Annotated in this window: 24 protein-coding genes and 1 tRNA gene; 12 read left to right on the top strand and 13 right to left on the bottom strand. The window is 64.0% G+C overall.

All coding sequences use genetic code 11. The features are described from left to right. Positions 1-11: 11 nt before the first annotated feature. Positions 12-1,517 (bottom strand): 30S ribosomal protein S1, encoded by a 1,506-nt coding sequence (gene rpsA / locus J3T95_RS01460; RefSeq protein ID WP_267450156.1) that lies wholly within the window; start codon positions 1,515-1,517, stop codon positions 12-14. Positions 1,518-1,619: 102 nt separating this feature from the next. Next, a complete protein-coding gene (locus tag J3T95_RS01455) occupies positions 1,620-2,540 on the bottom strand; it encodes a bifunctional methylenetetrahydrofolate dehydrogenase/methenyltetrahydrofolate cyclohydrolase (RefSeq protein WP_267450155.1) in 921 nt (306 codons plus the stop codon). 212 nt (positions 2,541-2,752) lie between these two features. Between J3T95_RS01455 and J3T95_RS01450 the strand changes: the two genes are divergently transcribed. Further along, a complete protein-coding gene (locus J3T95_RS01450) occupies positions 2,753-3,628 on the top strand; it encodes an ABC transporter ATP-binding protein (RefSeq protein ID WP_267450154.1) in 876 nt (291 codons plus the stop codon). Further along, positions 3,625-4,452 carry a metal ABC transporter permease gene (locus J3T95_RS01445; RefSeq protein ID WP_220235955.1) on the top strand — a complete coding sequence of 276 codons (828 nt, stop codon included), beginning with the start codon at positions 3,625-3,627 and terminating at the stop codon, positions 4,450-4,452. The genes J3T95_RS01450 and J3T95_RS01445 overlap by 4 nt, the downstream gene beginning before the upstream one ends. A gap of 6 nt (positions 4,453-4,458) precedes the next feature. Here J3T95_RS01445 and J3T95_RS01440 read toward each other — a convergent pair whose 3' ends face one another. Both J3T95_RS01440 and J3T95_RS01435 read right to left on the bottom strand, forming a co-directional pair. Further along, a complete protein-coding gene (locus J3T95_RS01440; RefSeq protein WP_267450153.1) occupies positions 4,459-4,938 on the bottom strand; it encodes a 2-C-methyl-D-erythritol 2,4-cyclodiphosphate synthase in 480 nt (159 codons plus the stop codon). Between the two features lie 14 nt (positions 4,939-4,952). After that, entirely contained in the window at positions 4,953-5,573 is a 621-nt protein-coding gene (locus J3T95_RS01435) for a CarD family transcriptional regulator (RefSeq protein ID WP_220235957.1), read from the bottom strand. Positions 5,574-5,796: 223 nt separating this feature from the next. Between J3T95_RS01435 and J3T95_RS01430 the strand changes: the two genes are divergently transcribed. From J3T95_RS01430 to J3T95_RS01415, 4 genes are all read left to right on the top strand, one after another. Next, positions 5,797-6,534: a response regulator transcription factor gene (locus J3T95_RS01430; RefSeq protein WP_267450152.1), complete on the top strand. Its 738-nt coding sequence runs from the start codon at positions 5,797-5,799 to the stop codon at positions 6,532-6,534. An 18-nt stretch (positions 6,535-6,552) separates the two neighbouring features. Beyond that, on the top strand, positions 6,553-7,683 hold the full coding sequence (locus tag J3T95_RS01425; protein ID WP_267450151.1) for a sensor histidine kinase: 1,131 nt from the start codon (positions 6,553-6,555) through the stop codon (positions 7,681-7,683). A 70-nt stretch (positions 7,684-7,753) separates the two neighbouring features. Then, positions 7,754-8,371, top strand: coding sequence for a LexA family protein (locus tag J3T95_RS01420; protein ID WP_267450150.1), 618 nt, complete (start codon positions 7,754-7,756; stop codon positions 8,369-8,371). Further along, positions 8,368-9,720 carry a Y-family DNA polymerase gene (locus tag J3T95_RS01415; protein WP_267450149.1) on the top strand — a complete coding sequence of 451 codons (1,353 nt, stop codon included), beginning with the start codon at positions 8,368-8,370 and terminating at the stop codon, positions 9,718-9,720. The genes J3T95_RS01420 and J3T95_RS01415 overlap by 4 nt, the downstream gene beginning before the upstream one ends. On the opposite strand, the gene J3T95_RS01410 is transcribed toward J3T95_RS01415, so the two are convergent. Both J3T95_RS01410 and J3T95_RS01405 read right to left on the bottom strand, forming a co-directional pair. Beyond that, positions 9,717-10,472, bottom strand: coding sequence for a ComF family protein (locus tag J3T95_RS01410; RefSeq protein WP_267450148.1), 756 nt, complete (start codon positions 10,470-10,472; stop codon positions 9,717-9,719). The genes J3T95_RS01415 and J3T95_RS01410 overlap by 4 nt on opposite strands. 121 nt (positions 10,473-10,593) lie before the next feature. Further along, complete coding sequence (locus J3T95_RS01405; protein WP_416378727.1) at positions 10,594-11,433, bottom strand: HAD-IIB family hydrolase; 840 nt, start codon at positions 11,431-11,433, stop codon at positions 10,594-10,596. Between the two features lie 65 nt (positions 11,434-11,498). Here J3T95_RS01405 and J3T95_RS01400 point away from each other — a divergent pair, with 65 nt between their 5' ends. Then, positions 11,499-11,933 (top strand): metallopeptidase family protein, encoded by a 435-nt coding sequence (locus tag J3T95_RS01400; protein WP_267450147.1) that lies wholly within the window; start codon positions 11,499-11,501, stop codon positions 11,931-11,933. A 10-nt stretch (positions 11,934-11,943) separates the two neighbouring features. Here J3T95_RS01400 and J3T95_RS01395 read toward each other — a convergent pair whose 3' ends face one another. Genes J3T95_RS01395 through J3T95_RS01385 form a run of 3 tightly spaced genes read right to left on the bottom strand, consistent with a single transcriptional unit; the run spans position 11,944 to position 16,919 of the window. Further along, positions 11,944-13,467 (bottom strand): DUF5719 family protein, encoded by a 1,524-nt coding sequence (locus tag J3T95_RS01395; protein ID WP_267450146.1) that lies wholly within the window; start codon positions 13,465-13,467, stop codon positions 11,944-11,946. Next, on the bottom strand, positions 13,464-16,604 hold the full coding sequence (locus tag J3T95_RS01390; protein WP_267450145.1) for a glycosyltransferase: 3,141 nt from the start codon (positions 16,602-16,604) through the stop codon (positions 13,464-13,466). Before J3T95_RS01390 ends, J3T95_RS01395 begins: the two co-directional genes overlap by 4 nt. A gap of 57 nt (positions 16,605-16,661) precedes the next feature. After that, on the bottom strand, positions 16,662-16,919 hold the full coding sequence (locus tag J3T95_RS01385) for a WhiB family transcriptional regulator (RefSeq protein WP_220237423.1): 258 nt from the start codon (positions 16,917-16,919) through the stop codon (positions 16,662-16,664). A 303-nt stretch (positions 16,920-17,222) separates the two neighbouring features. Here J3T95_RS01385 and J3T95_RS01380 point away from each other — a divergent pair, with 303 nt between their 5' ends. From J3T95_RS01380 to J3T95_RS01365, 4 genes are all read left to right on the top strand, one after another. Continuing rightward, positions 17,223-18,689 (top strand): LCP family protein, encoded by a 1,467-nt coding sequence (locus J3T95_RS01380; protein WP_220237424.1) that lies wholly within the window; start codon positions 17,223-17,225, stop codon positions 18,687-18,689. A 73-nt stretch (positions 18,690-18,762) separates the two neighbouring features. After that, positions 18,763-20,016: an LCP family protein gene (locus J3T95_RS01375; protein ID WP_267450144.1), complete on the top strand. Its 1,254-nt coding sequence runs from the start codon at positions 18,763-18,765 to the stop codon at positions 20,014-20,016. Between the two features lie 87 nt (positions 20,017-20,103). Then, positions 20,104-22,056 (top strand): FtsK/SpoIIIE domain-containing protein, encoded by a 1,953-nt coding sequence (locus tag J3T95_RS01370; RefSeq protein WP_267450143.1) that lies wholly within the window; start codon positions 20,104-20,106, stop codon positions 22,054-22,056. 77 nt (positions 22,057-22,133) lie between these two features. Next, complete coding sequence (locus J3T95_RS01365) at positions 22,134-22,412, top strand: WhiB family transcriptional regulator (protein WP_015021978.1); 279 nt, start codon at positions 22,134-22,136, stop codon at positions 22,410-22,412. Positions 22,413-22,526: 114 nt separating this feature from the next. Here J3T95_RS01365 and J3T95_RS01360 read toward each other — a convergent pair whose 3' ends face one another. Further along, complete coding sequence (locus J3T95_RS01360; RefSeq protein WP_267450142.1) at positions 22,527-24,014, bottom strand: sensor histidine kinase; 1,488 nt, start codon at positions 24,012-24,014, stop codon at positions 22,527-22,529. A 168-nt stretch (positions 24,015-24,182) separates the two neighbouring features. Here J3T95_RS01360 and trhA point away from each other — a divergent pair, with 168 nt between their 5' ends. Further along, on the top strand, positions 24,183-25,103 hold the full coding sequence (gene trhA / locus J3T95_RS01355; protein WP_220235967.1) for a PAQR family membrane homeostasis protein TrhA: 921 nt from the start codon (positions 24,183-24,185) through the stop codon (positions 25,101-25,103). A gap of 123 nt (positions 25,104-25,226) precedes the next feature. Here trhA and J3T95_RS01350 read toward each other — a convergent pair whose 3' ends face one another. The 3 genes from J3T95_RS01350 to J3T95_RS01340 all read right to left on the bottom strand — a co-directional run bounded on the left by J3T95_RS01350 (position 25,227) and on the right by J3T95_RS01340 (position 26,395). Beyond that, positions 25,227-25,706 (bottom strand): GreA/GreB family elongation factor, encoded by a 480-nt coding sequence (locus tag J3T95_RS01350; protein WP_267399777.1) that lies wholly within the window; start codon positions 25,704-25,706, stop codon positions 25,227-25,229. Positions 25,707-25,811: 105 nt separating this feature from the next. Next, entirely contained in the window at positions 25,812-26,219 is a 408-nt protein-coding gene (locus tag J3T95_RS01345; RefSeq protein WP_220235969.1) for an FKBP-type peptidyl-prolyl cis-trans isomerase, read from the bottom strand. Between the two features lie 90 nt (positions 26,220-26,309). Further along, positions 26,310-26,395 (bottom strand) — tRNA-Leu (locus J3T95_RS01340). Between the last annotated feature and the right edge of the window lies 1 nt (position 26,396).

The following is a 26,396-nucleotide window of genomic DNA, read 5'->3' as shown; positions in this document are numbered from 1 at the left end:
CCGCTTAACGCTCACTTCTTTTCCTTGAGCAGCTGCTCGCGCAGGGCGGCCAGCTGGTCGTCGGAGGCCAAAGTGCCCTCGGAGCTGGACTCCGAGCTGTAGTTGGTGGTCTCCTCGGAGTTCTGATGGCGGGAGCGGGAACCGGCGGCAGGCGTCTGGGAGGACCGGCTGTCCTCGGCAGCCGAAGCCTCGGCGTTCTCCAGCTCCTTGGCCACGAAGGCCTTGTGCTGCTCCCAGAGGTCGTGGGCGGCCGCATACTGGGACTCCCACTCCTCCCGCTGCTTCTCGTAGCCGGCGATCCACTCGTTGCTCTCGGGGTCGAAGCCCTCGGGGTACTTGTAGTTGCCGTCCTCGTCGTACTCGGCAGGCATGCCATAGATGGCCGGGTCGAAGTCCTCGGAGGTCGGGTCGACAGAGTCGTCGGCCTGCTTGAGGGACAGGGAGATGCGGCGGCGATCCAAGTCGACGTCGATGACCTTGACGAAGATCTCCTCGCCCTGCTTGACCACGGTCTCGGGGTTCTCCACGTGGCGGTTGGCCAGCTCGGAGATGTGGACCAGGCCCTCGATGCCGTCCTCGACGGAGACGAAGACACCGAACTGCACGATCTTGGTGACCTTGCCCTTGACGATCTGCCCGGGCACGTGGGTTCGTGCGAAGCGCTGCCAAGGATCTTCCTGGGTGGCCTTAAGGGACAGCGAGATGCGCTCGCGGTCCATATCGACATCCAGCACCTCGACGGTGACCTTGTCGCCCACCTTGACGACCTCGCTGGGGTGGTCGATGTGCTTCCAAGAGAGCTCGGAGACGTGGATCAGGCCGTCCACGCCGCCCAGGTCGACGAAGGCGCCGAAGTTGACGATGGAGCTGACCGTACCCTCGCGGATCTGGCCCTTCTTGAGCTGGGCCATGAAGGTCTCGCGCACCTCGGACTGAGTCTCCTCCAGGTACTGGCGGCGGGAGAGGACCACGTTGTTGCGGTTCTTGTCCAGCTCCAGGATCTTGGCCTTGATCTTCTGCCCGATGTAGGGGGACAGGTCGCGCACGCGGCGCATCTCGACCAGGGATGCGGGCAGGAAGCCACGCAGGCCGATGTCGACGATGAGCCCGCCCTTGACGGCCTCGATGACGGTGCCCTCAACGACGCCGTCAGCCTCCTTGATCTTCTCGATGTCGCCCCAGGCGCGCTCGTACTGGGCACGCTTCTTGGACAGGATCAGGCGGCCTTCCTTGTCCTCCTTGGTGACGACCAAAGCCTCGATGGTGTCACCGACCTGGACCACATCGTCGGGATCGACATCCTTCTTGATGGAAAGCTCGCGGGAGGGAATCACGCCCTCGGTCTTGTAGCCGATGTCCAGCAGAACCTCGTCATGGTCGATCTTAACGACCGTCCCCTCGACCAGATCCCCATCGTCGAAGTTCTTGATGGTGGAATCGACTGCCTTGATGAAGTCTTCCTCGGACCCGATGTCATTGACCGCGACCTGGGGGACTTCCTTCTTGTTCTCTGCCATTAATTAAATTGTTTCTTGTATAGTTGGTGGATATTTTTCCGTATTGAGTTATGTGTTCCCGCCGGCAGGCGCGAACATTTTCCATGATAGGAGACACCACGGTCATTGTCGCCGGGAGACCTCGGGCGTGTCGCAGGCAGGGATCCCGGCGGCCCGCTCAGCGGATTCGACCACATTGGCCAGAAGCATGGCCCGGGTCATGGGCCCCACCCCGCCGGGATTGGGCGTGTAGGCGGCTGCAGGCAGCCTGGCTGCCGGATCGATGTCGCCCCTGACCCGCCAGCGCCCCTCCTGCTGATCCCAGATCCGGGAGACGCCTACATCCACCAGGACGGCACCCTGGCGAACCTGGTCGGGGCCAACTAGCCCGGCTTGTCCTACGGCTGCGATGATCACGTCAGCCCTGCGCAAATGGGCGTCAATATCCCCGGTGCGGGTATGGCAGAGGGTCACGGTGGCATCAACCCCGCGGTTGGTCAGGAGCAGCCCGACGGTGCGGCCCACGGTCAATCCTCGGCCCAACACGCAGACCTCCTTGCCGGCCATGTCAATCCCGTAATGGTCCAGCAGATACAGGATCCCCCGCGGGGTGCAGGGCAGGGGGGTCCTCACCCGGCCGTCGGTATGCAGGACCAGCTGGCCCAAGTTGTATGGATGCATGCCGTCGGCGTCCTTGACTGGATCGATGCGATCGATGATTTCAGCGGGATCCACGCCCTTGGGCAGTGGCAGCTGGACGATGTAGCCGGTGCAGTCAGGATCCTGGTTGAGCTGATCCACCGCAGCAAGAATCCGCTCCTTGCCGGCCTCAGCGGGCAGATCAATCCTGATCGACCTGATGCCCACCTGATTGCAGTCCCGGTGCTTGCCCTCCACGTATTTAAGCGAGCCAGGGTCCTCCCCCACCAGGATGGTCCCCAGGCCGGGAGTGCGTCCCATGGCCGCCAACTTCGCCACGCGAGCGCGCAGGTCCTGCTTGAGTTCCGCAGCCGCCGCCTTTCCGTCCAGTTTCACTGCAGTCAAAACATCTCCATCATCCAAGCGGGCGCAAACCCTTGTCGAAATCGTATGAGCCAGCCTAGCGCAGATTCTTCCCCGACCGGAACCGCCGTCCAAGAGCCGGTTCGGAAAAACTCGACTACTGAAGTTGCGCGCTGTCCCCTCCCCAACGATAATGAGAATCATACTCAATAAGAGCAGAACCACTGACTGAAACCACTGCCGAGAGGGATGCCATGGATAAGGACAGGGATGGAACATCCACGCAGGCCTGCATCATCTTCGACCATGCTGCCATCCGGCGATCCGGACGGCTGATCTGGTCGGAGGGGACCTTCGCTATACCCTCGGGAACAGTGACCGCCATCGTGGGCACCAACGGCACCGGCAAGACCAGTATGATGCAGGCCGAGCTTGGTCTGCTCCCCTTGGATGCAGGCAGTCTGCAAGTCCTGGGGCAGACAGCCGGACAAGCCAACAACCGCATTGGCTACGTGCCTCAGAGCTACACCTCTGATATCGACTCCAACCTGACGGCCGAGCAGTCCGTCCTGCTGGGGCTGACCGGCACCCGCTTCGGCATTCACCCCGTTACCCGGCAGGACCGCGAGCGCGCCAGAAAGGCCATGCGCTTCGTCGGCGTGGAGGACCGGGCCCACCTGCGCCTGTCCCAGCTCTCCGGCGGCCTGCGCCAGCGGGTGGCCATCGCCCAGGCCCTGGTCTGCGATCCTGATCTGCTCATGCTGGACGAGCCCCTGGCCAATCTGGACCTGGCCGGGCAGCGCGCCACCGTCCACCTGCTGGCACAGCTCAACAGCCGTCTGGGCATGACCATCCAGGTGGTGGCCCATGACCTGAACATGCTGCTTCCTGTGCTGACCGGGGCGGTCTACCTGCTGGACGGGCACCCCCACTACGCCCGCATGGACGACGTACTGGACTCGGACCTGCTTACCCACCTCTACGGCACCAAGGTGGAGGTGGTCACCACTCCCCAGGGGGACATGTTCGTGGCCCCCGATATGGACGAGCCGATCGGACCCGTCCACAGTCGCTATCAACCCAGCCAGGTGGCCCGCCTGCACGGGGCGGACCGGGAAAGGACCTCATGACCACACCAGTCTTCGACCCCCATTGGATGGAGATCCTCGCCGCCCCCTTCATGCGCGACGCCATGGTGGCTGGCCTGTGCATCGCCGTAGCCGCCGGAGCCATGGGTTACTTCACCATCGCCAGACACTCCACCTTCGCCGCCCATGCCCTGGCCCACATCGGCCTGCCCGGCGCCACGGGGGCCGTCCTGCTGGGGCTGCCGGTCTCTGCCGGAATGGGCCTGTTCGCCCTGGGCGGGGCACTGGTCATCGGCGCCCTGGGCAAGCGGGCCTCCCAGCGGGAGATCGCCACGGGCACGGTTTTGGCCTTCGCCACCGGCCTAGGGCTCTTTTTCGCCAGGATGTCCAGCTCGGCCTCCCAGCAGATGCAGGCCATCCTCTTCGGATCCATCCTGACCATCACCCGAGGGCAGGTCGTCGGCTTCATAATCTTCGACGCAATCCTGCTGATCCTTCTGGCCCTGATCTACCGGCCCTTGCTTTTCAGCTCCCTGGATGAGCAGGTGGCCCAGGCCCGCGGCGTGCCCATCGGGCTGATGAACCTGACCTTCATGGCCATCATGGCCGGGGTCATCACCATCGCCGTACCTGCAGTGGGAACCCTGCTCATCTTCGCCCTGGTCGTCACCCCGGCGGCCACGGCCAACATTCTGGTAGCCTCTCCCCTGCGGGCCATGCTCCTGTCAGGATTGATCTGCCTGGCTTCCATCTGGGGAGGCCTGGTTATTTCGGCCATGGTGCCTGCTCCACCCAGCTTCATCATCGTGACCCTGTCCACCCTCTTCTGGGCTCTGGCCAAGGGATGGGCGGCCTTGCGCGCCTGATGCCGGTCAGTCCACCAGAGCGGTGGCCATGACGGCGATACCCTCGTCGTGACCGGTAAAGCCCATGCCATCAGTGGTGGTGGCGGTCAGCCGAACCGGAGCCCCGACAGCCTGACTCATGGCCTGCTGGGCCAGGCGACGACGGGAGGCAATTCTTGGGCGCTGGCCGACTATGACCAGGGAGGCGTTGAGCAGCCTGCGATCGTGTCCATGCAGGCAGCCCATGGTCTTCTCCAGCATGGCTGCCCCATGCATGCCCACACCAGGGGACTGCGATCCCAGGCCGAACAGGGTGCCGATGTCGCCCAGATCGGCGGCTGACAAGATGGCATCAATCAGGGCATGGGCGGCCGCATCGCCGTCAGAATCGCCCAGCAGGCCAGGGGTTCCGTCATTCCAGGACAGGCAGGCCAGCCAGAGGGGACGCCCGCCAGTCAGGTCGAAGCGGTGGGCATCAAAGCCCAGTCCAACGCTTGGATGGCCCATGACCGGATCCGGCCTCAGCGCTTGCCCTTGGTCTTGGTCTTGCCCTTGGTCTTGGCGGCCTCCTGAGCCACCCGTGCCAGGGTCTTGGAAGCCGGCTCCTTGGGGGACTTGGTATGGTGCTTGTCGTCGCCGGGCATGGGCTCCGCATAGCCCAGGTTGACATCCAGCAGACGCTGGGCCTCGTCCTCGCCCAGTTTCTCGGACAAGGCGATCTCGGAGGTCAGGATCTTCCGGGCCTTGATCAGCATCCGCTTCTCGCCCGCCGACAGCCCGTGCTCGTCCACGTCGCGCTGGGAGAGGTCGCGCACCACCTCGGCGATCTTGTTGACCTCGCCGGTGGCGATCTTCTCCACATTCAGCTTGTAGCGGCGGGACCAGTTCATCTCCTTCTCCTCGACCACCGGAGTGCGCAGGATCTCGAAGACCTTAGCCACCGCCTTGGCGTCGACGATGTCCCTGACGCCCACCTTGGCCGCGTTCTCGACGGGGACGTTGATGACCAGCCCGTCAGAGGAGAGCACGGACAGCTGCAGGTACTTGCGAGTGACGCCCTTGACAGTCCGTTCGGTGATGGCATCCACCCTGGCGGCCCCATGACGCGGATAGACGACCATGTCACCGACCTTGTAACCCATATATCCTCCAGAACGAGTCGATAAAATACCATATAATAATGTCATTGCGCATGGACTTGCCGACGGGGCTCAAATACGACGCGGTTCTCTGCGAGCACACTTCCCCTGGAGGCTCTGAAGACTATTCTGGAAGAAATGACGGTGGTGGAACGAATGCCGGCAAGGCTCCACCCCGCATGACGAGCATCGTTTTGCGGATCAGCGATCGAAAACAGAGGTAGGCATGATCAAAAACAAAAGCCGCTACACTACACCCAACACCATCCTGGTGGTTGAGGACGAACCCACCCTGGCCACCGCCATCGCCCAGCGCATCACCGCCGAAGGGTGGACGGCCCGGGTGGCCTCGGATGGCGCCAGCGCCGTGCAGGCCGCATCCCAGATCAAACCCGACCTGGTCATCATGGACATCATGTTGCCCGTCATGGACGGACTGGAGGCCACCAAGCGGATCGTGGCCGAGCGGCCGGTGCCGGTGCTGATTCTGACCGCCAGGGACGACGAGGCCGACAAGGTGACCGGTCTAGGCGCCGGGGCCGACGACTACATGACCAAGCCCTTCTCCATGCGCGAGCTGATCGCCCGTTGCAAGGCCCTTCTGCGTCGGGTGGAACGGGCCAAGGTCATCGCCAAGAACTCCGAGAACGAGAAGGTGCTGGACTTCGGATCCCTGGTCATCGACCCAGCCCAGCGCATCGTGACCCTGCGCGGAGAACAAATCCACCTGACCCCCACCGAATTCGACCTGCTGGCCACACTGGCCCGTCGGCCCAAGTCCGTGCTCACCCGCGAGAAGCTGCTGGAGGAGGTCTGGGACTGGGTGGATGCCTCGGGCACCAGAACGGTGGACTCCCACGTCAAGGCCCTGCGCCACAAACTGGGTTCGCAGATGATCCGCACCGTGCACGGTGTGGGCTACGCCTTCGAGCCGCCCGAGGATCAGGAACAGGGACAGCGGTAGCGGCCGCGGATGCACGCCATGAGCAAGGACGGCAGAAGCCGGCGCAAGGGGCCCAGTCTGAGTGCGCGGGTGGACCGCGAACGGCCCATCGGAACCTTCGCCTCACTGAAGGTGGAGCTGAGCGTCCTGATCATCATCTCCACAGCCATCGCCTTCGTCATGGCCTGGTTCCTGCTGAAGATGGGCTGGAGCGGCTGGATTGCCATGCCGCTGACCTTGGTTGTGGCCCTGGGGATCACCTACTTCTTCTCTCGGGGGCTCACCGCTCCCCTGCGGCAGATGCGGGATGCGGCCGAGGCCATGGCCGACGGGGACTATACGGTCCGGGTCCATGCCACGACGACCAGCCATGACGAGGTGGGGCTCCTGGCCCAGTCCTTCAACGAGATGGCCGAGGAGCTCCAGCATGCCGACCAGATGCGCCGGGACATGGTGGCCAATGTCAGCCACGAGCTGCGCACCCCCGTCTCGGCCCTGCAGGCCATGGTGGAAAACATGGCGGACGGGGTGACCGAGCCCACGCCAGCCAACCTGGAGGGGATACTGGAGCAGACCCACCGGCTGTCCGACCTGATCGCCTTCCTGCTGGACCTGTCGAGGATGGAGGCCGGGGCGGCCAGCCTGCAGATCGAGGACTTCGACTTCGGCGACTTCATCGACGAGACCCTCCAACCTCTGGCCGTAGCCGACGCCGGGCACGCCCACGACATCCAAGTTGATCTGGAGAAGGGCCTGAGAATGGAGGGCGACCAGGACCGGCTGCGCCAGCTCTTCACCAATGTCATCAGCAATGCCCTGAAGCACTCGGCCGATGGCACCACGGTGCTGATCCAGGCCCACGAGGACCGGCAGCAGGAGGCCATAGTCACCAATGTGGTCAACTTCGGCTCGCAGATACCCCCTGAGGCCCGCACCGACATCTTCCGGCGCTTCGTCAAGGGCAAGGCCGGGCCTGGCACGGAGTCTGGCGGCACCGGGCTGGGGCTGTCCATCGCCCGCTGGGCGGCCCAGCTGCATGGGGGTCAGGTGCAGGTGGTGGACGATCCGCGCGGGGCGGACTTCGAGATCACCCTGCCCAGATATCACCGCGACCCCGACGAGGACGAGGGGGCCGGGAACCGCTCCGGCGGGCCCGACGCGCCGCATTGACGAGGAGGCCCACCTCGGCTCATAATGAAATCGAACATTTGTTCGAATGCCATCGAGTTCGAGGTGTGCCATGGTCGCTACCATTCATGGGTCGCCAGATGCGGCCCCTGCTCCCCTGCGGGAGTGCCGGGTCGATGCCCTGAGCCTCTTCCGGGAACACCCCAGCCCTGTCCCCCAGGCCTTGGAGGCTGTCCACGCCGGCTTCCCCTCAGTAGCCCAGGACTACTTCAGCGGCGACTTCAGCTTCGACCAGAACGTCATCGTTCACCCCGACTCCACCTTCATCATCCATGTGGCCGGCGATTCCATGACCGGCGCCGGCATCTTCGATGGGGACCTGCTGGTGGTCGACCGGTCCCTGGAGCCGCGCGAGGGGGACATTGTCATCGCCATCCTGGACGACGAACTGCTGGTCAAGCGGCTGGCCAGGCGCAGGGGACGGACCATGCTGCGGGCCGAAAACCCCGCCTACCCCGACTTCATGCCCCAGGAGGGCGAGGAACTGGTCATCTGGGGGGTGGTCATTGGCAACTACCACTGGCAGCGGGTGGACACCAGAAGCGGGTCACGGAACGGCTCTCCCCTGCCTCAGGTCACCTATCCCGGACATACTCCGCGCGGACCCGGACGCACGGAAAGTCGAGACCGGAAGCCCGTCTATCCCTCCACGGGCTGGGGGTCGGCATGAGCGCACAGCGACCGGCCGATCCTGCACCCGGGACCGCTCTGACCAGTCAGGTGGTCCTGGCCGACGCCAACTCTTTCTTTGCCTCCTGCGAGGCCGTCTTCGACCCCTCCCTGGCTGACCGCCCTGTGGTCGTGCTGTCCAACAACGACGGCTGCGTGGTGGCCCGCAACCGCCCGGCCAAGGCCCTAGGCATCACCAACGGCACACCCTGGTTCACCATTCGTGAACGGGCCCTGCAGGACGGGGTGGTGGCCCGCAGCTCCAACTATGAGCTCTACGCCAGCCTCTCCAGGCGCATGATGGCCATCATGACCCATTTTCTGCCCAACCAGGAGGTCTACTCCATCGACGAATGCTTCATGGACAGCATCTGGAGTGACAAGCGCACCGTCGAAATCTGCCGGGAGCTGCGCGCCGCGGTCCTGCGGTCGACCGGCATTCCCGTCAGCGTGGGTGTGGCGCCCACCAAGACCTTGGCCAAGGTAGCCAACCACTGGGCCAAGGACCGTCCCTCGACTGAGGGAATCACCCTCTGGAGCCAGGTGGAGGCCCAGTATGGCGACCAGGCTCTGGCATCGGTGCCCGTCGACCAGGTCTGGGGGGTGGGCCGACGTCTGACCGGCAGGCTCATGGGCATGGGCATCACCACTGCCCTGGATCTGCGCGATGCCGATCCCTCGCTGATCCGTCACCGGTTCTCCGTCATGCTGCAGCGCACCGTGCTGGAATTGAGGGGACGGCCCTGCATCGAACCCGAGGCGAATGCCGCCAGGGGCGTGCGCACCGATCAGATTCTGTGCTCGCGCATGTTCTCCCACCCCGTCGAGGGCTACGCCACCCTGGCCCAGGCGTTGAGCATCTACGCCCAAAAGGCCTGCCGCCGTCTGCGTCGGCAGCACGGCCTGTGCGGCAGGGTGCGGGTCTTCTGCTCCACCAGCCCCTATGCGCCCCAGCAGTTCTGCGCAGCCAGCCGGACCGTCGTCCTGGAGGACCCCAGCGACGATCCCCTGGTCATCGCCGGCGCAGCCAGCCGGGCGCTCAAGGGCCGGGTGGATCCGCACGCCCGCTGGATCCGCGCCGGGGTAGTTCTGCTGGACCTGACCGATGCCGGCCACTTCCACACTCTGGAAGGCTTGGAAGCAGCCTGGGACACCCATGGTCTGGGGGATGTCCTGGAAGATGCCACCCGTCGTTTCGGCCCCTTCCGGGTAGGCATAGGCTACGGAGGCATCCGCGGCCAGGGCCGGGGCGACGAGGACACAGGGGCCGACTGGGCCATGAACCGGGGCATGCTCTCCCCTCGGTCCACCACCCGCTGGGACGAGATGGCCGTGGCCCAAGCCCGCTAGACATCCCCATGGCCTGGAGGGACGGCCGCCAGAGCCAAGGCAGCCAGGGGCAGAGCGCCTGCGGTCTCCAGGGCACGAGCGCACTGGCGGATTGTGGATCCCGTGGTGATGATGTCGTCCACCACCAGGACAGGATGACCGTCCAGCCGCGAGGGATCCGCAACCGCGATCCGGCCCGTCAGCCGACGTGAACGGCTCCGGCGGCCGCCCGCCTGGACAGACCTGGTTTTTACGGAGTTCATGATCAGCGCCGGTTCCACCCGGACGTCCATGCCCTGCCGCTGCAGGGCCTGGACCAGAGACAAAAGGATCGGCTGCAGATGAGCCCTCCCCCGTCTTCGCAAGGAGGCGGCCGAGGAGGGAGCGGAAACCACCAGGATCGCCTTCGCAGGCTTGGACCGAAGCAGAGGATCGATCAGCCTGGACAGGGCCGGAGCAAGATCGGCCAGAGCCTGGCCCAAGGGTCCATCCAAGGGTCGGTTGTCATGGTCCTTCCAGGCCAGAATGATCCGCCGTACGGGTCCACGATATGGAGCACAGGCTAGGGCCTGGCCTAGGGCATAGGCGGGCGCAGGCACCGACAGGGGTCGGAAGAGCAGGGATCTGCAAGTGGGACAGAGCAGGAGATCAGGGCGGTCACAGCCGGCGCAGGCTCGAGGAGCCAGCAGGCCCATGGCCGAGCCCGCCAAGGCCGAGGCCACAGCACAAACGGCCTGTCGGAGTCGGCCGGATGGCAATGAATGGTTGCGCATATCGTCTAGCCAACCCTCAGACATTGAGAATAGGCAAGCAGAAGAAAGCCATGTGCATGAACAGGCTATCTGTTCACAGAATCACTGTTCACAGACTCGTCTGCGGACAGGTTCAGCAGGTTCAAGCCAGGTCAGCCTCCAGAACCCGGATCAAGTCCAGGGCATCGGCAGGATTGTGCACACGCAGAGCCATGGCCCCGGCCAGAGCCGCCGGATAGTCGTTGCCGTCCGGATCCATCCGGTCACCCACGAAGGCGATCTGGCCGACATCCACGCCCAGTATCTTGGCCAGGGAGGTCATGGCATAGGCCTTGTCGATGCCCTTGGCTGAGATGTCCACGCTGGTAGAGCCGCCGGAGCGCACCTGCAGGTGGGGCAGGTCGGCGGCCACGGCCCGGGCCAGGGCATCCTTGCGGCTGTTGTCCGGATCCCAGGCCTCCTTGGCTGCCACGGGGGCCTGCTGACCCAGGGCCGAGAAGGTTATCTGACTGCCACGATCCTCGATGCGCGGCCCCCAGACCTGCTCCTCCCAGTCGCCCAGCTGCTTGGCCCTTCGCTCCAGACTGGCCCCGGCGGCCTGCCGGTCCTGGGCGCTCAGGTCGTGGGCGTAGATGCAATTCCAGCTTCCGTCCTGCCAGCGGTAGTAGCGGGTGCCGCTGGTGGGCATCAGATGCAGCTGGTCGAAACGGGTGTCGTCGGGCAGGGCATCCAGCACTTGGTCGCGAAACTGGCTGAACCGTCCGCCCGAGACGATAGCCACGGGCCGGAGCTGGGTCAGGGCGGCGAAATGGACGGCCATGGTCTGGTCCATGCGGGTCTTGGACGGCGCCAGGGTATTGTCCAGATCAAAGGCCAGCACCCGGGCCCGTGCGCAGATGGAACTTATGTCTTGGCTGCCCCACCAGGCCACGCTCACCGCACCGTCCTCCGCCATGATTGCTCCCATCCGCTTGTCGATCATCGCTCCATGCTACAAGACACCCTGAATCGAAACCGCCACCGAGTTGAGGGGCTATGGTGAGTGTCATGATCAACGATCAGCCGCCTTGGTCCCGCAGCGTCTATCGGGACAGTCATGGCCGGGGGACTCGTCGACCCACCTTCGGCACCCGTCTGCCCCGCTATCGCACCAGATGCGGTATCTTCGACGATCTGACCGCAGCCCAGATCCGGCGGCTGGGCGCCGGCTGGCCCCAGCTGGTCAAGCCTGTCCAATTCGCCGTCGAGGATGTGCCGCCCTCCGACCCCACCCCCTGGGAGGACAGGTCGGACCTGTTCTCACGCGGTTTCCCGGCGGGCCGCGGCATTCCCGCCAGGATCGTCCTGTACCGGATGCCCATCCAGAGCAAAACCCGAGACCGCACCGAGCTGGAACTGATCATCCGCGACGAGCTGGTCTTGCAGCTGGCTGACCTTTACGGGCGCGACCCCGAGGAGATCGACCCCATGTGGGGACGCTGAAGGCCTAATCTCAGGGCAGGGCAGTTGGGTCGGGGCCGGAACGGATCACGGTGGTGGTGGGCATGAGCCCGTCAGGAGCCATGACCGCCAGGCCGGCCAGACCAGCCTGGTTGACTGCGTCCACACTCAGGCGGGCGTTCCAGATCAGCCGGGATGAGCCATGCCCAGAGTCCTCGTTCATCCGCACAGCGGCCACCTGGTCGCCCAGATCATGGATTGAAAGCTCATTGGCCCGGCCCGCTTCTACAGTCAGCGAGCGCCCTCCCAATTTGTTGCCCTTCTCGTCGAATCCAACCAGTTCAGCCTTGATCGGATTCGCCGATGGGTTGACCAAGGTCAGCACGGCCTGGGCTGGCTGGGATATGGCCAGCGCCGAGGAGGCGGCAGCAGTCCCTGCAGGAATCAGAGCCAGATCCGACTGCGACTGGTCCTGACTGCCCTGGTCGGTCACCTGCAGGACCGCGCGAACAGGCCGGTCGGCATGCACCTGCAGAGCCAGCTTGCCATCGGGCACGCCACCCAGGTCCACCGCCGTGGCCTGAGAGCCCTGCAGATCCACCCGCCGCAGGGATTGCTGACCGCCTTCATCCACCCAGGACAGTTCCACCGCCGTGGCATGGGAACCTTGCAGCAGCAGGGTGGCCTGGTCTGCACCTCGCAGGCCGGGAATGACCAGATCACGGCCGGGAGCCGCCAGGGCAGTCACCTGATCCGAGCCGCGCGGATCGAGTCCAGACATGACATTGACGGAGACCGACATGGCCACCGGGGCCTGGGAGCTGCGGGCCCGGACATAGATGGCCTGCTGGCCAGGAGCCGCCGCAGACAGGTCATATGAAGCATGGCCGCCAGGTGCCACGGTAATGGTTTTTCCTGTTTCAAGTGACAGATGGCCCGAGGAGTGCGAACCCTGGACCTCAAGGCTGATTACCGTGGCCTTGGATGACGGGTTGTAGGCCACCAGCCGCTGGGTGATCCCTCTGCTGGTGGCGGGCAGCAGGAAGTCCGCATTCATGGCGGCCCGTGGGCAGGCCAGCGCCTGGATCCCCCGCAGATCGCCCTTGGTGGCCCAAGAGACCATGCCGACAGCAGCCCCCGTGCCCGGCTGGGACTTGAGCATCCGAGAGTCGAAAGCAGTAGCCGAAGCGCCAGGGTCTAGCGAGGCGGCCATGGCCTTCTGCCCGTCCAAGAGATCGGGATCAGTCACCATGGTGCGTTGCCCGCCCCCCATTGGAGTCAGGCTGGAACTACCGATGGACCCGAAAGCTGCAGCTGTGACACGGGAGCTCAGATCGCCCTCCGATGCCTTGAACTGGTCATCGCCTACCTTGTCCTCGTCCTCTACCGCCATGCGAGCCGGGCAGTAGGCCGCCACCTCCCGCTGGCTGACCCGGCTGGCCATGACTGTCGAGCCCCTGGCTCCATCGGCCAAGGAGGCCGGAAGCGTCCAGATCAACAGAGCGGCAATCAGGACCGCCACCGAGGGCGCCGTGACCAGAGCGGCCACCAGGGATCCTTTGCTTCGTGCACTCATAGTTGCTCCCTTCCGAAGCAGCTCGGACGCGGCAGAGCCACCAGGCAGTATCCCAGCAGGATCAAGCACAGGGCCCACAGCCAGACCCTCCTCCAGGTGCTGGCCTCTGCCCGACGGACCCCGGTCATATCAACGCCCGTGTCCTCGCCGGACTGTGAACTCAAACGGAAATAGGTTCCCTGGGCGTTGGCCACAACCTGCTGGGCGCCGTCACTGGCCGTGATGTTGGAAACCAGGTCATCGTTGGGCGTGGACCCCAAGCCCGCTGCCCCGGAACGGTCGACAGGCACATAGATCCCCCCGAAGCCCAGGTCGGTCACAGCGGCTACCGCCTTGGAGTCAGCATTGGCCATCAGAGCCGCCACCGAATGCGAGAGGACGTCCTCGCCGGTCATCTGCCCGCCGTCCACCCGCTGGGCACGCAGAGCAGGCGAGGCATCGATCAGCTCTCCGCGTGAGGTGTGCAGACCGCTGTAGGCCACGCGGCCATGGGAGGGCGAGGTCAGCACCAGCACCCGATGGGATGGATCCTTGTCCAGGTAGTCCACCGCCACAGCCGGAAGCTGCCGGCCGTCAGCGGACAGGGGCCCGCCGACAGGCGCCGCCAAACCGGCCACCGCCACGCCCGCAGTTACCAAGCCCAGGACCAGGCCCAGCAGGAGCCTCAAAACCCGTCCGCCATCATCGACCGAAACTGTTGATGTTGGGAAGGACTGCGCAGGAGGCAAGGGCGGGCGATCCGCATTGCCGTCAGAGGCCTGATCATGCCCAGGAGCCAGGGGCGAGAAAGGACGGACTGCCCTGCCAGCCAGAAGGCCCAGACAGGTCAGCAGCCCCATAAAGGCCATCATCATGCCAGGCAGGACCGAACCAGCCACTGGGCCGGTCTGGTCCAGACCAGTGCAAACCGCCTGCGAAACCAGCGCCAGAACCAGGCCCAGCAGGACCGTGATCCAAAGAATCCTGGCCGCCTTGAGCGCCCGAGGCACAACCAGGGCAATAAAAGCCAGTAGGGCCACCGTCAGCAAACAGCAGGCCAGCGCGGCCGGACGCCAGAGTTCAGGTCGCCACCTGATGGGCCATAGGGCTGAAACATCCAGGCCCAGCAGGCGGGTCAGCAGTTCCCCCAAGCTTCCGGTTCTGGGTCGGCCGGTCAGGTCAGCCGAAGGAATCATCAGGTCAGAGAACAACTGCCTCCAAAGCCCTTGACTGGCATGATGCAGGGAGTTGACCAAGGTGGGCGCCAGGGCCAGCACCGAAGGCAGGGGCATCAGCAGCAGCATGATCCGGTGGGAGGACACCAGGCAGATCGCCACAATGAAGAGCGGAATCATGGCCAGCATGAGCTGGGGTTCGGCTGCCAGGACCGGCAGGAAGCAGATGGAGGCCAGAGCCGCCTGCTGCACCGAGGCCTTGGGGCGCACGGGGGCCTCGGTCTGATACAGCCCCACAGCCTTGGAAACGAAGGCAAAGGCGGCAGGCATAAAGGCCATGACCGTCAGCATGGGCAGCTGCAGACCATCGACCATGCCCAGGGCGAATGCCAGGCAAGCCCAGAGCAGCCCCAGCAGGACGCGGATTGGATTGGATCTGGTGACCACGCCGGCCAGGGCCCAGAAGGACAGAGCGGCCAGTCCCGTCTCCGTCAAGAGCATAAGGGCCATGGCCTGAGCCATATGACCGCCGGTCAGCAGAGCGAAAGGCAGGAGGACCAGAAGGAAGGGGGCAGGAACTGCGGGCTGCCCCACACCCCCCGCCCAGGACCATGAGGTGGTGGCTGCCGCCAGCAGACTGGACCAGTCGGCTCCTGACGAAGGCAGAGAGGGCGCGTGGACGGCCCCTCCCGAAAAGATGGCACGACAGAGGGGCCAGTGGGTAGCCACCAGGGCCACCAAGACCGCTATGGTCATCCCTGAAGCCCAGGCTAGGCGACGTAGGAACTGCTTGCGCAGATGAGCCAATGCCAGATGGCTGAGCATGGGATGCTCCTGCTGGTCGTGGAAGGCCTGCCTGCGCTGCCGCCACTGCCGGATCTGCTGACCGTTGGCCTGAAGAACATCCAATCGACGGGGACTGCCATGGCAGGCGGAAGTCAGGCGGCGACGCATGGTCAGCAACGCTGCAGGACGGGCCAGGATCCGCCAGGGTGCGCACAGACGGCAGAGGGCCCTGTAGGGCCGCTTGCCGATAAGATCCAGGGCCATGAACCACAGTGCCGCCAGGATCCGCCAGAGCCAGACCAACAGCCACCAAGGCAGGGCAAAATCGGTCAGCAGGTAACGCTCCCGAGCCAGCATGGGGCCCATAGAAGCATCCAAGCGGTGGTCGGGCTGCACCGGCCGTCCACTCCTATCGCGCAATCCGCTCACCCGGGCGCTGGCATGGGCCATCCGAGCGCTGGGCACCACCACCACCCGTCCTCCTGACAGGCAGATGCGGCGGCAGAGATCGTCGGCTTGGCCGAAAGTGCCAGCCCAGGAGCCTGGTCCGCCCAGGTCCTTGATAGTCTGCATGGGCACCAGGACGCCGGCCAGGCTCACCGCAAAGACATCCTGGCGCGCGTCATACTGCTCCTGGTCGGGCTCACTGTCCACTACCAGGCTCACTGTTCGGTGATGGTAGGCATACCGACCCACGTCCCGCAGTCCCTCGCCCTGCCAGTCATACTGCTTGGCGCCCAGCAGGGAGGCAGTGGGATTGCTGTGCCAGGTGTCCACCAGCTTGTCCAGGCAATGATCATCCAGGGGACGGCAGTCGTCATGCAGAAGCCAAAGAGCGCGGATCCGACCAGGCAGACGGGCATAGCCAAGCGCCTTGTTCACGGCATCGCCGAATGAGGAGGCGCCTCGGGCGCGAACCACCTGCACCTCCACCCGCGCTGGCCCGTCCACCGGGAACTGCGCATAGAGAGGCTCCACAGTGGATCCCGAACAGTCCGCGATGATCAGAAGGCGTGGCAAGAGGCTCTGTCGCAAGAGGGCGCGCAGGGTGTCAGGCAAGTAGGTCAGGTCATGCTCGACAGTGATCACCGCCGCCACTGCATCCTCTACTTGAGGGCTGGCGGCGGACGAACATTCGTTCATGACTGCAGAGAGGACCTGCCGAACATCCTGGGCTTGAGGCGCGACGAAACTCATGCGTTCCAGTCTACGCAATCCAGGTCACCGGATGCCTCGCTCGGGCAACTGGGCGATTCAGGCCTGACGCTGCGCGCGCATCCTCTTCTTGTAGCGGCGGCGCTCCCGTTCGCTCATGCCGCCCCAGATGCCAAAGCGCTCGTCGTGCTCGACCGCCCAGTCCAGGCACTGCTTTCGGACGGTGCAGTCGGCGCAGACCCGTTTGGCCTCCTGGGTGGAGCCTCCCTTGCCCGGGAAGAATGCTTCCGGGTCGGTCTGTGCACAAAGCGCCTCGCTTCGCCAGGATGGTCCGATGTTGACCTCGAACCATTGCATCAACGGCGTCAGCCTGTTTTTAGTTGTACTGCTGTATCGAGTGTCTACAAAACCACTCATAGCGACCCCCCAGTCCCTAGTGTGTTTACACACTTTTATTACAGCTGCTGCTGGGGTCTTTTGTCAACCCCCAGATGACTGCAAGCGCAACTGAGCAACACTTTGAGGGATTTGTATCGCCCAAGAGGAGCTGCGGATGGGGGTCAGACTATACTGTGATTGGTTCAAGCACGCGTCACCGCCATCCTGGTTCTTTCCGCCGGAATGGCCCCTATAGCGACAGCCGATGAGGAAGGCATACCATTGACGTCCCCAACCAGAAAGATGGGTCTGCCCAACATCAAGGCGGGCAGGAACGGCAAGCCCCAGCACAGCGACGGGTTCCGCAGCAGCCACTCCCTGCGCACGGGCATCTGCCTGGCCCTCACCTTCGTTCTTTGCTTCCTGGCCTCGACGGTGGCAGCCTTCTGGACAGACATCAACGGGCACATGCACGTGCTCGAGCCCATCAACCTGACCCAAGCCCACAAGGCCCCGGAAGACATCTATAAGGGCAAAACCCTGAATGTCCTGGTGCTGGGCCAGGACACCCGTGACGGTAAGGGCAATTCGGACGTTGGCGGCAGCGGGGACGGCCTGGAGGAAAACCACCAGTCTGACACGGCCATGGTGGTCCAGATCGCCGCCGATCGCTCCTATGTGAACGTGGTCTCCATCCCCAGGGACTCCATCGTGAACGCCCCGGCCTGCGTCACCAGCAAAGGCGAAACCATCCCGGCCCGCCGCCAGGTCATGTTCAACTCCATCTTCGCTGAGGGCTACAACCAAGGCGGCGATGCGAATTCGGCCGCCAGCTGCACCCTGGCTGCGGTCCGCTCCTTGACCGGCCTGGACATCCAGCAGTTCGTGGTGGCCGACTTCAATGGATTCAAATCCATCATCGATGCCCTGGGCGGGGTCGACGTATGCATCCCCAAGGACACCAAGGACAGCTACACAGGCATTGACCTAAAGCGCGGTCTGCACCATCTGGACGGGACCCAGGCAACCGAGTACGCCCGCATGCGCCATGGCACCGGTGCCGACGGATCGGACATCATGCGCACCACCCGCCAGCAGTACCTGATCAAGAGCCTGGTCAACGAGGCCAAGACCGTCGATATTTATTCAGACCTGCCCAAGGCCTACCGTCTGGCCACCACTTCCATGTCAACCCTGCAGCTGAGCGAGGGTCTGGGCAGCTTCCAGACCCTGCTGGGCCTGGGTAATTCGCTCAAACACATAGACGCCACGCACATCTACGCTCGGACCATACCGGTCAAGGAATGGTCCCAGGACCGGTACCGTGTTGTATGGACCGAGCAGGCCGAAACCATTTGGCACCTGCTGCGCCAGGACAAGCCATTGACCCAGGCCAATGAAGAAGCCGAGGCGGCTTCCTTGTCGAGCGCCTCCTCGTCGGATACATCCTCGTCGGAAAATCAGATCCAAGGCATCCAAAGGGCGCAGGGCAAGGCTGAAACCCGGAGCAGGAGCTCTGAAACAGAGTCCTCCACCCAGACTCCCTCTGCATCTGCCAATACTCTGCCCGATCCGGATCCGCGTACGGGACTGATTACCATGCCCGATAAGACCCTGATTGATCCGAGCACAGGCGGGATCGTCGACCCGAATGACGGGACCATTAAGGACGCGAACACCGGACAGTACATCGGCATGGCTGACCGCTACCTGTTCGCCACAGTCTGTGCGGTTCCAGCACAGAGATAGCCGATTAACTCACGTGGGTCGTTCAGGCATGCTATTGCTTGCCTAGTCGGTCTAAATTATGGAGGTTGAAGGCATGCGGACTGGTTCAGGCCAAGGCGGACAAGAGCAGGAGCCACCAAGCTTCATGCCCTCCAGGCCTCGTCGTCTTGAAACTGCTCCTAGCGCTCCCGCCACCTCAGCCAGGCACAGCCGCAGACAGCAGGAACCTCCCAGCTTCTCGCCCTCCTCCTGGACCAACACGCCCCGAACAGTCAGACGCACCAGCGGCTCTTCACGAACCACGCCCAGGCCAGCGGCCCAGGCAGCTCCCAGCGGAAACAGCTGGGGCAACGGCGGCGGTCGAGGCAATCGGGGCATGCGGTCCAGCACTGCTCTGGCACATAAGCATCCAGTACGCAAGTTCGTAGGCACACTGCTCCTGGTCATCCTGCTGGCCCTGGTCCTACTGGCGGGCGGCGGATGGTTTTGGATCAATGCCAGGCTCAACCGCGAGCAAATGCTGACGGACGCCCCAGGCTCTGGAGCCACTACCTGGCTGCTACTGGGGTCGGACCAGCGTGACGGCTCCCCAGGGGCCGGCCAGGACACCAGCATCACCGGTTTCCGGACCGACACCATCCTGGTGCTGACCAAACCCCGGCACGGAGCTGCTTCCCTGATTTCCGTCCCCCGTGACTCCCTGGCCAAAGAGGACGGGAGGTACATGAAGATCAACGCCGTGGCCTACACCTCGGGCTACCGATCCCTGACCAGTCAGATTGAGGGCATCACCGGCCATAAGGTCGACCATGTGGCCCTGATCCGCTTCGGAGGCCTCAGCAAGGTAGTCGATGCCATGGGGGGCGTCAATCTCTGCTATGACGCCGATGTCAACGACCCCAGATCAGGCATGGTCTGGTCCAAGGGCTGCCATCAGGCCGATGGCGGCATGGCCCTGGCCTTCACCCGAATGCGCTACTCGGATCCCAGGGGTGACTTCGGACGTGCCGAGCGGCAGCGTCAAGCCATCTCAGCCATCACCTCCAAGGCTCTGCAGCCTGCAGTCCTGCTCAATCCAGTCACGGCCGGCAAGGTCCTTTCGGCGGGCCTGGATTCCCTGGTGGTGGATGAGCAAGCCAACGCCATAGACCTGGTGCGCATGATCCTGGCCTTCCGCAGCGCCAGCGGCCCAAAGGGAGTCACCGGAAGTCTGTATTGGACCAATCCCAACTACTTCCCCAACAGGCGAGTCGGCTCCACCGTTCTGCTGGATCAGGCCCGCAACACCGAACTGTTCGACCAGCTGGTCCAGGGCAGTCACGACCCGGGCACCGTCGGCGGCAACTGACGGCACCATCCGGCAGGCGCCGTCCACATTCGACCACATGCCAGGTTCGCCCTGGCATTCAGGCACCGGTCCTTTCATGCTGGAGGCATGACCAAGGCCCACTCGTTAGCATCTGCGCTCCATTCACCGGCGGCCGGCCAAGAGACCTCTAACGAGGTCGAGAGCGACCATCCGCGCTCTGCTAGCAAGAGCAGAGTCCAGCTCATTCTGACCCTAATTGCCCAAACGGCTCCGGCCCTGGCCCAGGCGGGCATGATCTGGTATGTGGTCGGCCAGGGCCGCTGGATGCTGCTCCTCCTTTTGCTGCCCAGCCTGACCGGCACCCTGGCCATGGTGCTTTTGAGCCTGCTGCGAGCATATCGTCAACCACTGCTTGCTCCCCGTGGCCGCGCGCAACTGGAGTACGGCACAGCATCGGAACGTGCATCACCGTCGGGAACGGCAGAGAACCAGATCCGGCAAGACATGGCTCAACTGGTCTCCGGCCCGGGCCCTCAGCTGGAGTCCCGACTGTTAGGATCAAGGACTCCGGGAGCACATTGTCTGCTCTGGCAGAGCATCGTCCATGCCTGGCTTGCCGCATCAGGTCCTACAGCGCCGGCAGTCATCGGCATCCGCCCTGATTGCCGTCCGCTGGTCATCGACCTGCCGCGTGACGGACCTCACGCCCTGGTGGCAGGCACCACCGGATCAGGCAAATCGGTCTTTCTGCAGACCTGGTGTCTGGCCCTGGCCGTCAGCCAGCCGCCGGACCGGCTCAACCTGGTCCTGCTGGACTTCAAGGGCGGTGCCGGGTTCGGCCTGCTGGCCCGACTGCCGCACACCGTGGGCTGCGTGACCAATCTGGATCTGGACCGGGCCGTGCGCGCGCTGAACGGCCTTCAGCGGGAGCTGGAACGCCGCCAGCGCCTGGTTGCCGGAGCCGGGGTCGAGGACACTGCCCTTATGTCCGATCCGCCGGCGCGCCTAGTGGTGGTCATCGACGAGTTCCAGGCCCTGCGCCAACTCCTGCCTGACTATCTGGACAGGCTGACCTCTCTGGCCTCCCAGGGCAGGTCCCTGGGCATGAACCTGGTGACCTGCACCCAGCAGACCATGGGGCAGGTCAGCGCCCAGATGCGAGCCAACATGAACCTGGGCATCTGCCTGCGAGTGCGGGACCCCCTGCAGTCCAGGGAGCTGCTGGGCTCCTCCTGCGCGACGGCGATCGACCCTGCCCATCCTGGTCTGGGTTTTCTGGAGCAGGGTCGGGGCCCGCAAGCCTTCCGCACCTGCCCAGCGTCTGATCCGCAGGCCCTGGTGGAACAGGTCATCAAGGCCGGCCGCTTCTGCGGCAGCCGACCGCCAGCGCCGCTCTTCTCCCCTCCCCTGCCAGAGCACGATCCGGCCTGCGGAAAGATCGTCTGGCAGTCGGAACGGCCTCTGATACCCTTGGGGCGCACCGACGACGGGGTCCTGCTCCATCTCTATCGCCTGCCGCTCAAAGGCCATACGGCTCTGATCGGAACCCGAGGCCGTGGCAAGAGCACCCTGCTGGTCCTGCTGGCTCGTTCCCTACTCGCCCTGATGCAGCCGGGAGCTCGACCAGAACCCAACTTCGACCTGCGCATCACGCGCCGGACAGGCCACGGCTACAGCAGCCGGGACTTCCCAGGCCCGGTGCCAACACCGCCTAGAGGTCGTCACAATGGCAGACGAGGATTGGTCTGGATCCTTGACGATGCCCAGGACCTGCTGGATCCGCTCTGTCAGGATCCTCTGGCCACTCTCCTGCAGGAGGCTCTGGAGCAGGAGGGAACCACACTGGTTCTGGCCGTGGAGACGGCCAGCGCCCTGCGCAGACCTGAGCGTTTCAGCCGTCGTCTGGTGTTCCCCTGTGGCGAACGAGGGGCCGACCTGGCTGCTGGCATCCCCGCCGATCAGCTGGCCACCCTATCCTCCCGGGCCAGCGCCATTCCTGGACGGTGTCTGGTCCTGGAGGCAGGTCTCGCCATTCCGCTACAGGTGTTCTCTTTAGCCGTAAAACAAACGGACCCTTGAAAAAAGTCACCCATCGTGCTTATCTTGCATAAGGTAATGATAAAACATTGATAAAAACTTCTTGGAGGCTTAGGTAGATGAGTAATGCGTTTGATTGGCGCGCTAAGGCTGCTTGCCGTGACAAGGACCCTGAGCTGTTCTTCCCCGTCGGCAACACAGGTGCAGCCTATCAGCAGATCGAGGAGGCCAAGGCCGTGTGCCGGACCTGCAAGGTCATTGACGCCTGTCTGAAGTGCGCGTTGGACACGAATCAGGATTACGGCGTCTGGGGCGGACTGAGCGAGGACGAACGCAGGGCTCTGAAGCGCCGGGCCATGCGTGCGCGCAGGTCCCAGGCCATGCAGATGCAGTCCTGAATCCTTCCCGATTGCGCCAAACAGCAGAGGGGCGATGGCTTGACGCCATCGCCCCTTTCTTTTTCTGAAAAGCACCCTTCGTTAGCAGGTCTCCGGGCTTACAAGGTGCTCGTCTCACACGTCCTGGGCCACGCGCAGCTTGATGTTGATGACCACTCGGGTGCCGCCATCCCGACGGGGCTCCCACTTGACCGTGCCGCCGAAGTCGTTGGTGACAAAGGTGTTGATGATCTGCGTGCCCAGACCGGACCCGGTGGAACGAGCCCGGCCCTGATCCGATTCCGTGCTGTAGCCGTTGCCGTCATCCTCGACCACCACATTGAGGTTGTTGCCGCCCCGGCCCACCGATATGGTGATATGCCCCTCGTCACGGCCCTCGAAACCATGCTCGACCGCGTTGTTGACCAGCTCTGTCAGCACCAGGGACAGGGGCGTGGCATCCTGGGCAGGCATCATCCCGAACTTGCCCACGTAGGAGATGGTGATGTGCTGGTCGCTGGTGGTGGCCAGGTCCACGCTCATCTTCAGCAGGTTGGCGATCACCTTGTCGAAGTCGACAATCTCGTCAGCAGTCTGGCTGAGGCCCTCGTGGACCACGGCGATGGTCTGGACGCGGCGCTGGGCCTCCTCCAGCTCTTTGCGGACCTCATCGGACTTGGTGCGTCGGGCCTGCAGCCGCAGCAGGGCCGACACAGCCTGGAGGTTGTTCTTGACCCGGTGATGAATCTCGGAGATGGTGGCATCCTTGGTCTGCAGCTCCTTCTCCCTACGGCGCAGCTCGGTCACGTCCCGGCAGAGCACGATAGCGCCCGTCCTGCCCTGCTTGCCGTACAGCGGCAGGGAACGCATGGAGACGGCCGATCCGTTGGCGTCCAGCTCCGAATCCACGGCCGCCTTGCCTGACAGTACCAGCGGCAGGGAGTCGGGCAGGGGATCGTTCTCCTTGAGCAGGGAGGTGCCGATCTCGCTCAGGTACTGGCCGATCATGGTCTCCACCGATCCCAGCCTGCGGAAGCAGCTGATGGCGTTGGGCGATGCGTAACGCACCACGCCGCTTGGCGTCAGCACAAAGAAGCCGTCGGCCACTCTGGCGTTGTGCCGCTGGTTGAGCACCGAATCCGCGTAGGGGAACTCGCCTCGGGTGATCATCTCGAAGAGCTCCTTGCCCGCGTTGATGCTCTCGCTCTCGTAGCGGCCGTTGGACTCGCGGGTGGCCATGTTGGTCTCACGCACCACCAGGCCCAGGGTTTTGCCCTGGTGACGGATAGGAGCGTAAACGTCGCATACTGTGGCGCGGCCGATGGTGCGCAGCTTGGTGGACCGCAGCACCCCCTTGGACCGCATGGCGGCCTCCAGCTCCTCACGTTGGTCCGCCGGGAAGGGTTCCCCCACCACATCCTCGGTGCGCAGGGACATGACCGTAGAGGGCCGGCACTGCTCGGCCACGGTGAACTCCTCCTCGCCCGTGCGCAGCAGGAGCAGCAGGTCGGCAAAGCTCAGATCGGCGATGACCTGCCAGTCGGCCACCAGGTGGTGGAGCCACTCGCGGTCCTCCTCATTGCAGTCGTCGCATGATGCCAGAATCTCGGAAAAATCAGCCATGCACTCCATCATACAAAGGGCCCTCGGAAGCAGACAGGCGGGTCATGCCAAGGGCGATGGTGACATGCGCGTCCAATGCATAGGTCTGGGGTAGGGTGGTTCACGGATGTTTCGCCCCGACAACCGGACACGACAGGCCCGGACCAGTCAAGGGGCCAAGGGAGGGCCATGGCAACCAGGACCAACGAGGACGACAGACCGCCCGAGGATCAGGGGGTCGATCCCGAACTCGAACGCCGCCGCCAGCAGCGCCGCCAGGAGCTGACCTACCTGCGTCGGGATGCGGAAGTGGCTCACGAGGCCCATCTGCAGGCCAGGGCAGACGCAGTGCGCGCCAAGGCCAAGGCCAAGGCTGCGAGGATCATGGCAAAAGCCGAGATCAAGGCCTCACGGATCGAGGGAATCCCCGACATGGAGATCGAGCGCAAGGTCCGTCTGGATGTGCACGGTCGCCCCAAGCCCCTGCTGCGCGGCTGGATCCACGCTGTGGCCGCCCCCCTGGCCCTGGCTGCCGGCATCGTACTGATCTGCCTGGCCCACGGCACTGGCCTCAAGCTGGCATGTGCAGTCTTCATGGTCGCCTCGCTGGCCCTCTTCGGCAACTCGGCTCTCTACCATCTGGGTGACTGGACCCCGGGGACCACGGACGTGCTGCGCCGCCTGGACCACGTCAACATCTTCCTGCTCATCGCCGGCACCTACACGCCTATTTCCTTCGCACTGGAACCCTTCTGGCGGCGGGTCATCATCCTGGGCATGTGGGGGGCCAGCCTGGTGGCCATGATTGTCCACGTCTTCTGGATCGATGCTCCCCGCTGGCTCTACACCCTGGTCTACGTGGTTTTCGGAGTCTCGGGGGTGGGCTTCCTGAAGCTCTTCTGGGACTCCCCCATGGCCGGTCCGCCTGTCGTTTGGCTGATTGTGGCGGGTGGCTTGGCCTACATTCTGGGTGCGATTGTCTACGGCCTGCGCCGGCCGGACCCTTGGCCCCGGGTATTCGGCTTCCATGAGATCTTCCACTGCGGCACGGTCATCGGCTACGCCTGCCACATCGTGGCCATCTACCTGGTGGTCTGCAACCTGCGCTGAGCAAGCTCGCCAGTCCGACTGCCTTACGAATCAAGCAGCTGCTTATAGATGAAGCCGCCCCCGTCGATCGTGGCGGGGAGCGGCTTCATTCAAGCCGGGCTGGGACGGTGAGGGGTCGTCCCGCTACTTGAGGGGCTGGGCATCCTTGACGGTGACCGAAATGTCCTTGCCATTGGGAGCCTTGTAGGTCACAGTCTGCCCCTTCTTGGCGCCCATCAGGGCCGCGCCGATAGGCGACTCGGGGCTGATGACGTCATATTCGGTGGCCACGGTCAGATCCCTGGAGCCCAGCACATAGACCATTTCGTTGCCGGCCATGGTCAGGGTCACCAGGGAGCCGTTGCCCACCGTGCCCGCCTTGGGGGCCTTGAGGATCTTGGCGTTGCGAAGCTTGACGATCAGCTCGTTGATCCGCCCCTCATTCTTGCCCTGCTCCTCGCGGGCAGCCTGATAGCCGCCGTTCTCGCTCAGATCGCCCTCGGCCCGAGCCGCCGCAATGCGTTCGGTGATCTCGTCGCGGTACTCGCCCTGACGATGGTCAAGCTCCTCCTTCAACTTGTCGTAAGCGGCCTGTGTCAGCAGAATCGTCTTTTCCTCAGCCATGTGATTCCTCCTTATTTGATGCACTTGTCTCGTGGCCCGACCTGGACTGCAAAGTCAAGAGTATGAAAAAGGCGCCGGCCCTCACCGGCGCCTGGAGACCCTTGTCTACCGTGTCGATATGATGTCGATCACGAAGACTAGAGTATCGTTGCCGCCGATGCCCGCCTGGGGCATCCCCTGACGACCATATCCGTACTCCGGCGGAATGGAGACCACCAACCTGGACCCCACGTTATGACCGGGCACCGTCTGGTCCCAGCCACGAATGACCTGCCCGACGCCGATGCCGAAGCTGGCCGGCTGATGACGCTGAAAGCTCGAGTCGAAGACCTGGTCCGAACCCCAAACGACGCCGTGATAGTTGACGGTGACAGTATCGCCCTTGTGGACGACAGGCCCATCCCCCTCGACCAGTTCCACGGCGCGTAGCCCGCTGGGCGCAGGACCATGGAAGGTTATGGTCGGCGTGGCGCCGAATTCGGCGTTCACCTCGGGCATGGATCGGTCACTCATGACAACTCCTTTGGTTTTCTTGCGTACCAGAGTATCGGTTCGTCGGCCGGGTGACAAGTTGCAACACTGCCGTCCAAGCCGACGAGGCCTTGGTGCCCCGGGTGGGAATCGAACCCACAAGCCGTTGAAGGCGGCGGATTTTAAGTCCGATGCGTATACCATTTCGCCACCGGGGCC

It is taken from the genome of Bifidobacterium sp. B4079, from assembly GCF_026537385.1.
Taxonomy (GTDB): domain Bacteria; phylum Actinomycetota; class Actinomycetes; order Actinomycetales; family Bifidobacteriaceae; genus Bombiscardovia; species Bombiscardovia asteroides_I.
The sequence above is the reverse complement of the archived record's forward strand: the minus strand, read 5'-3'. Positions and strand labels throughout refer to the sequence as shown.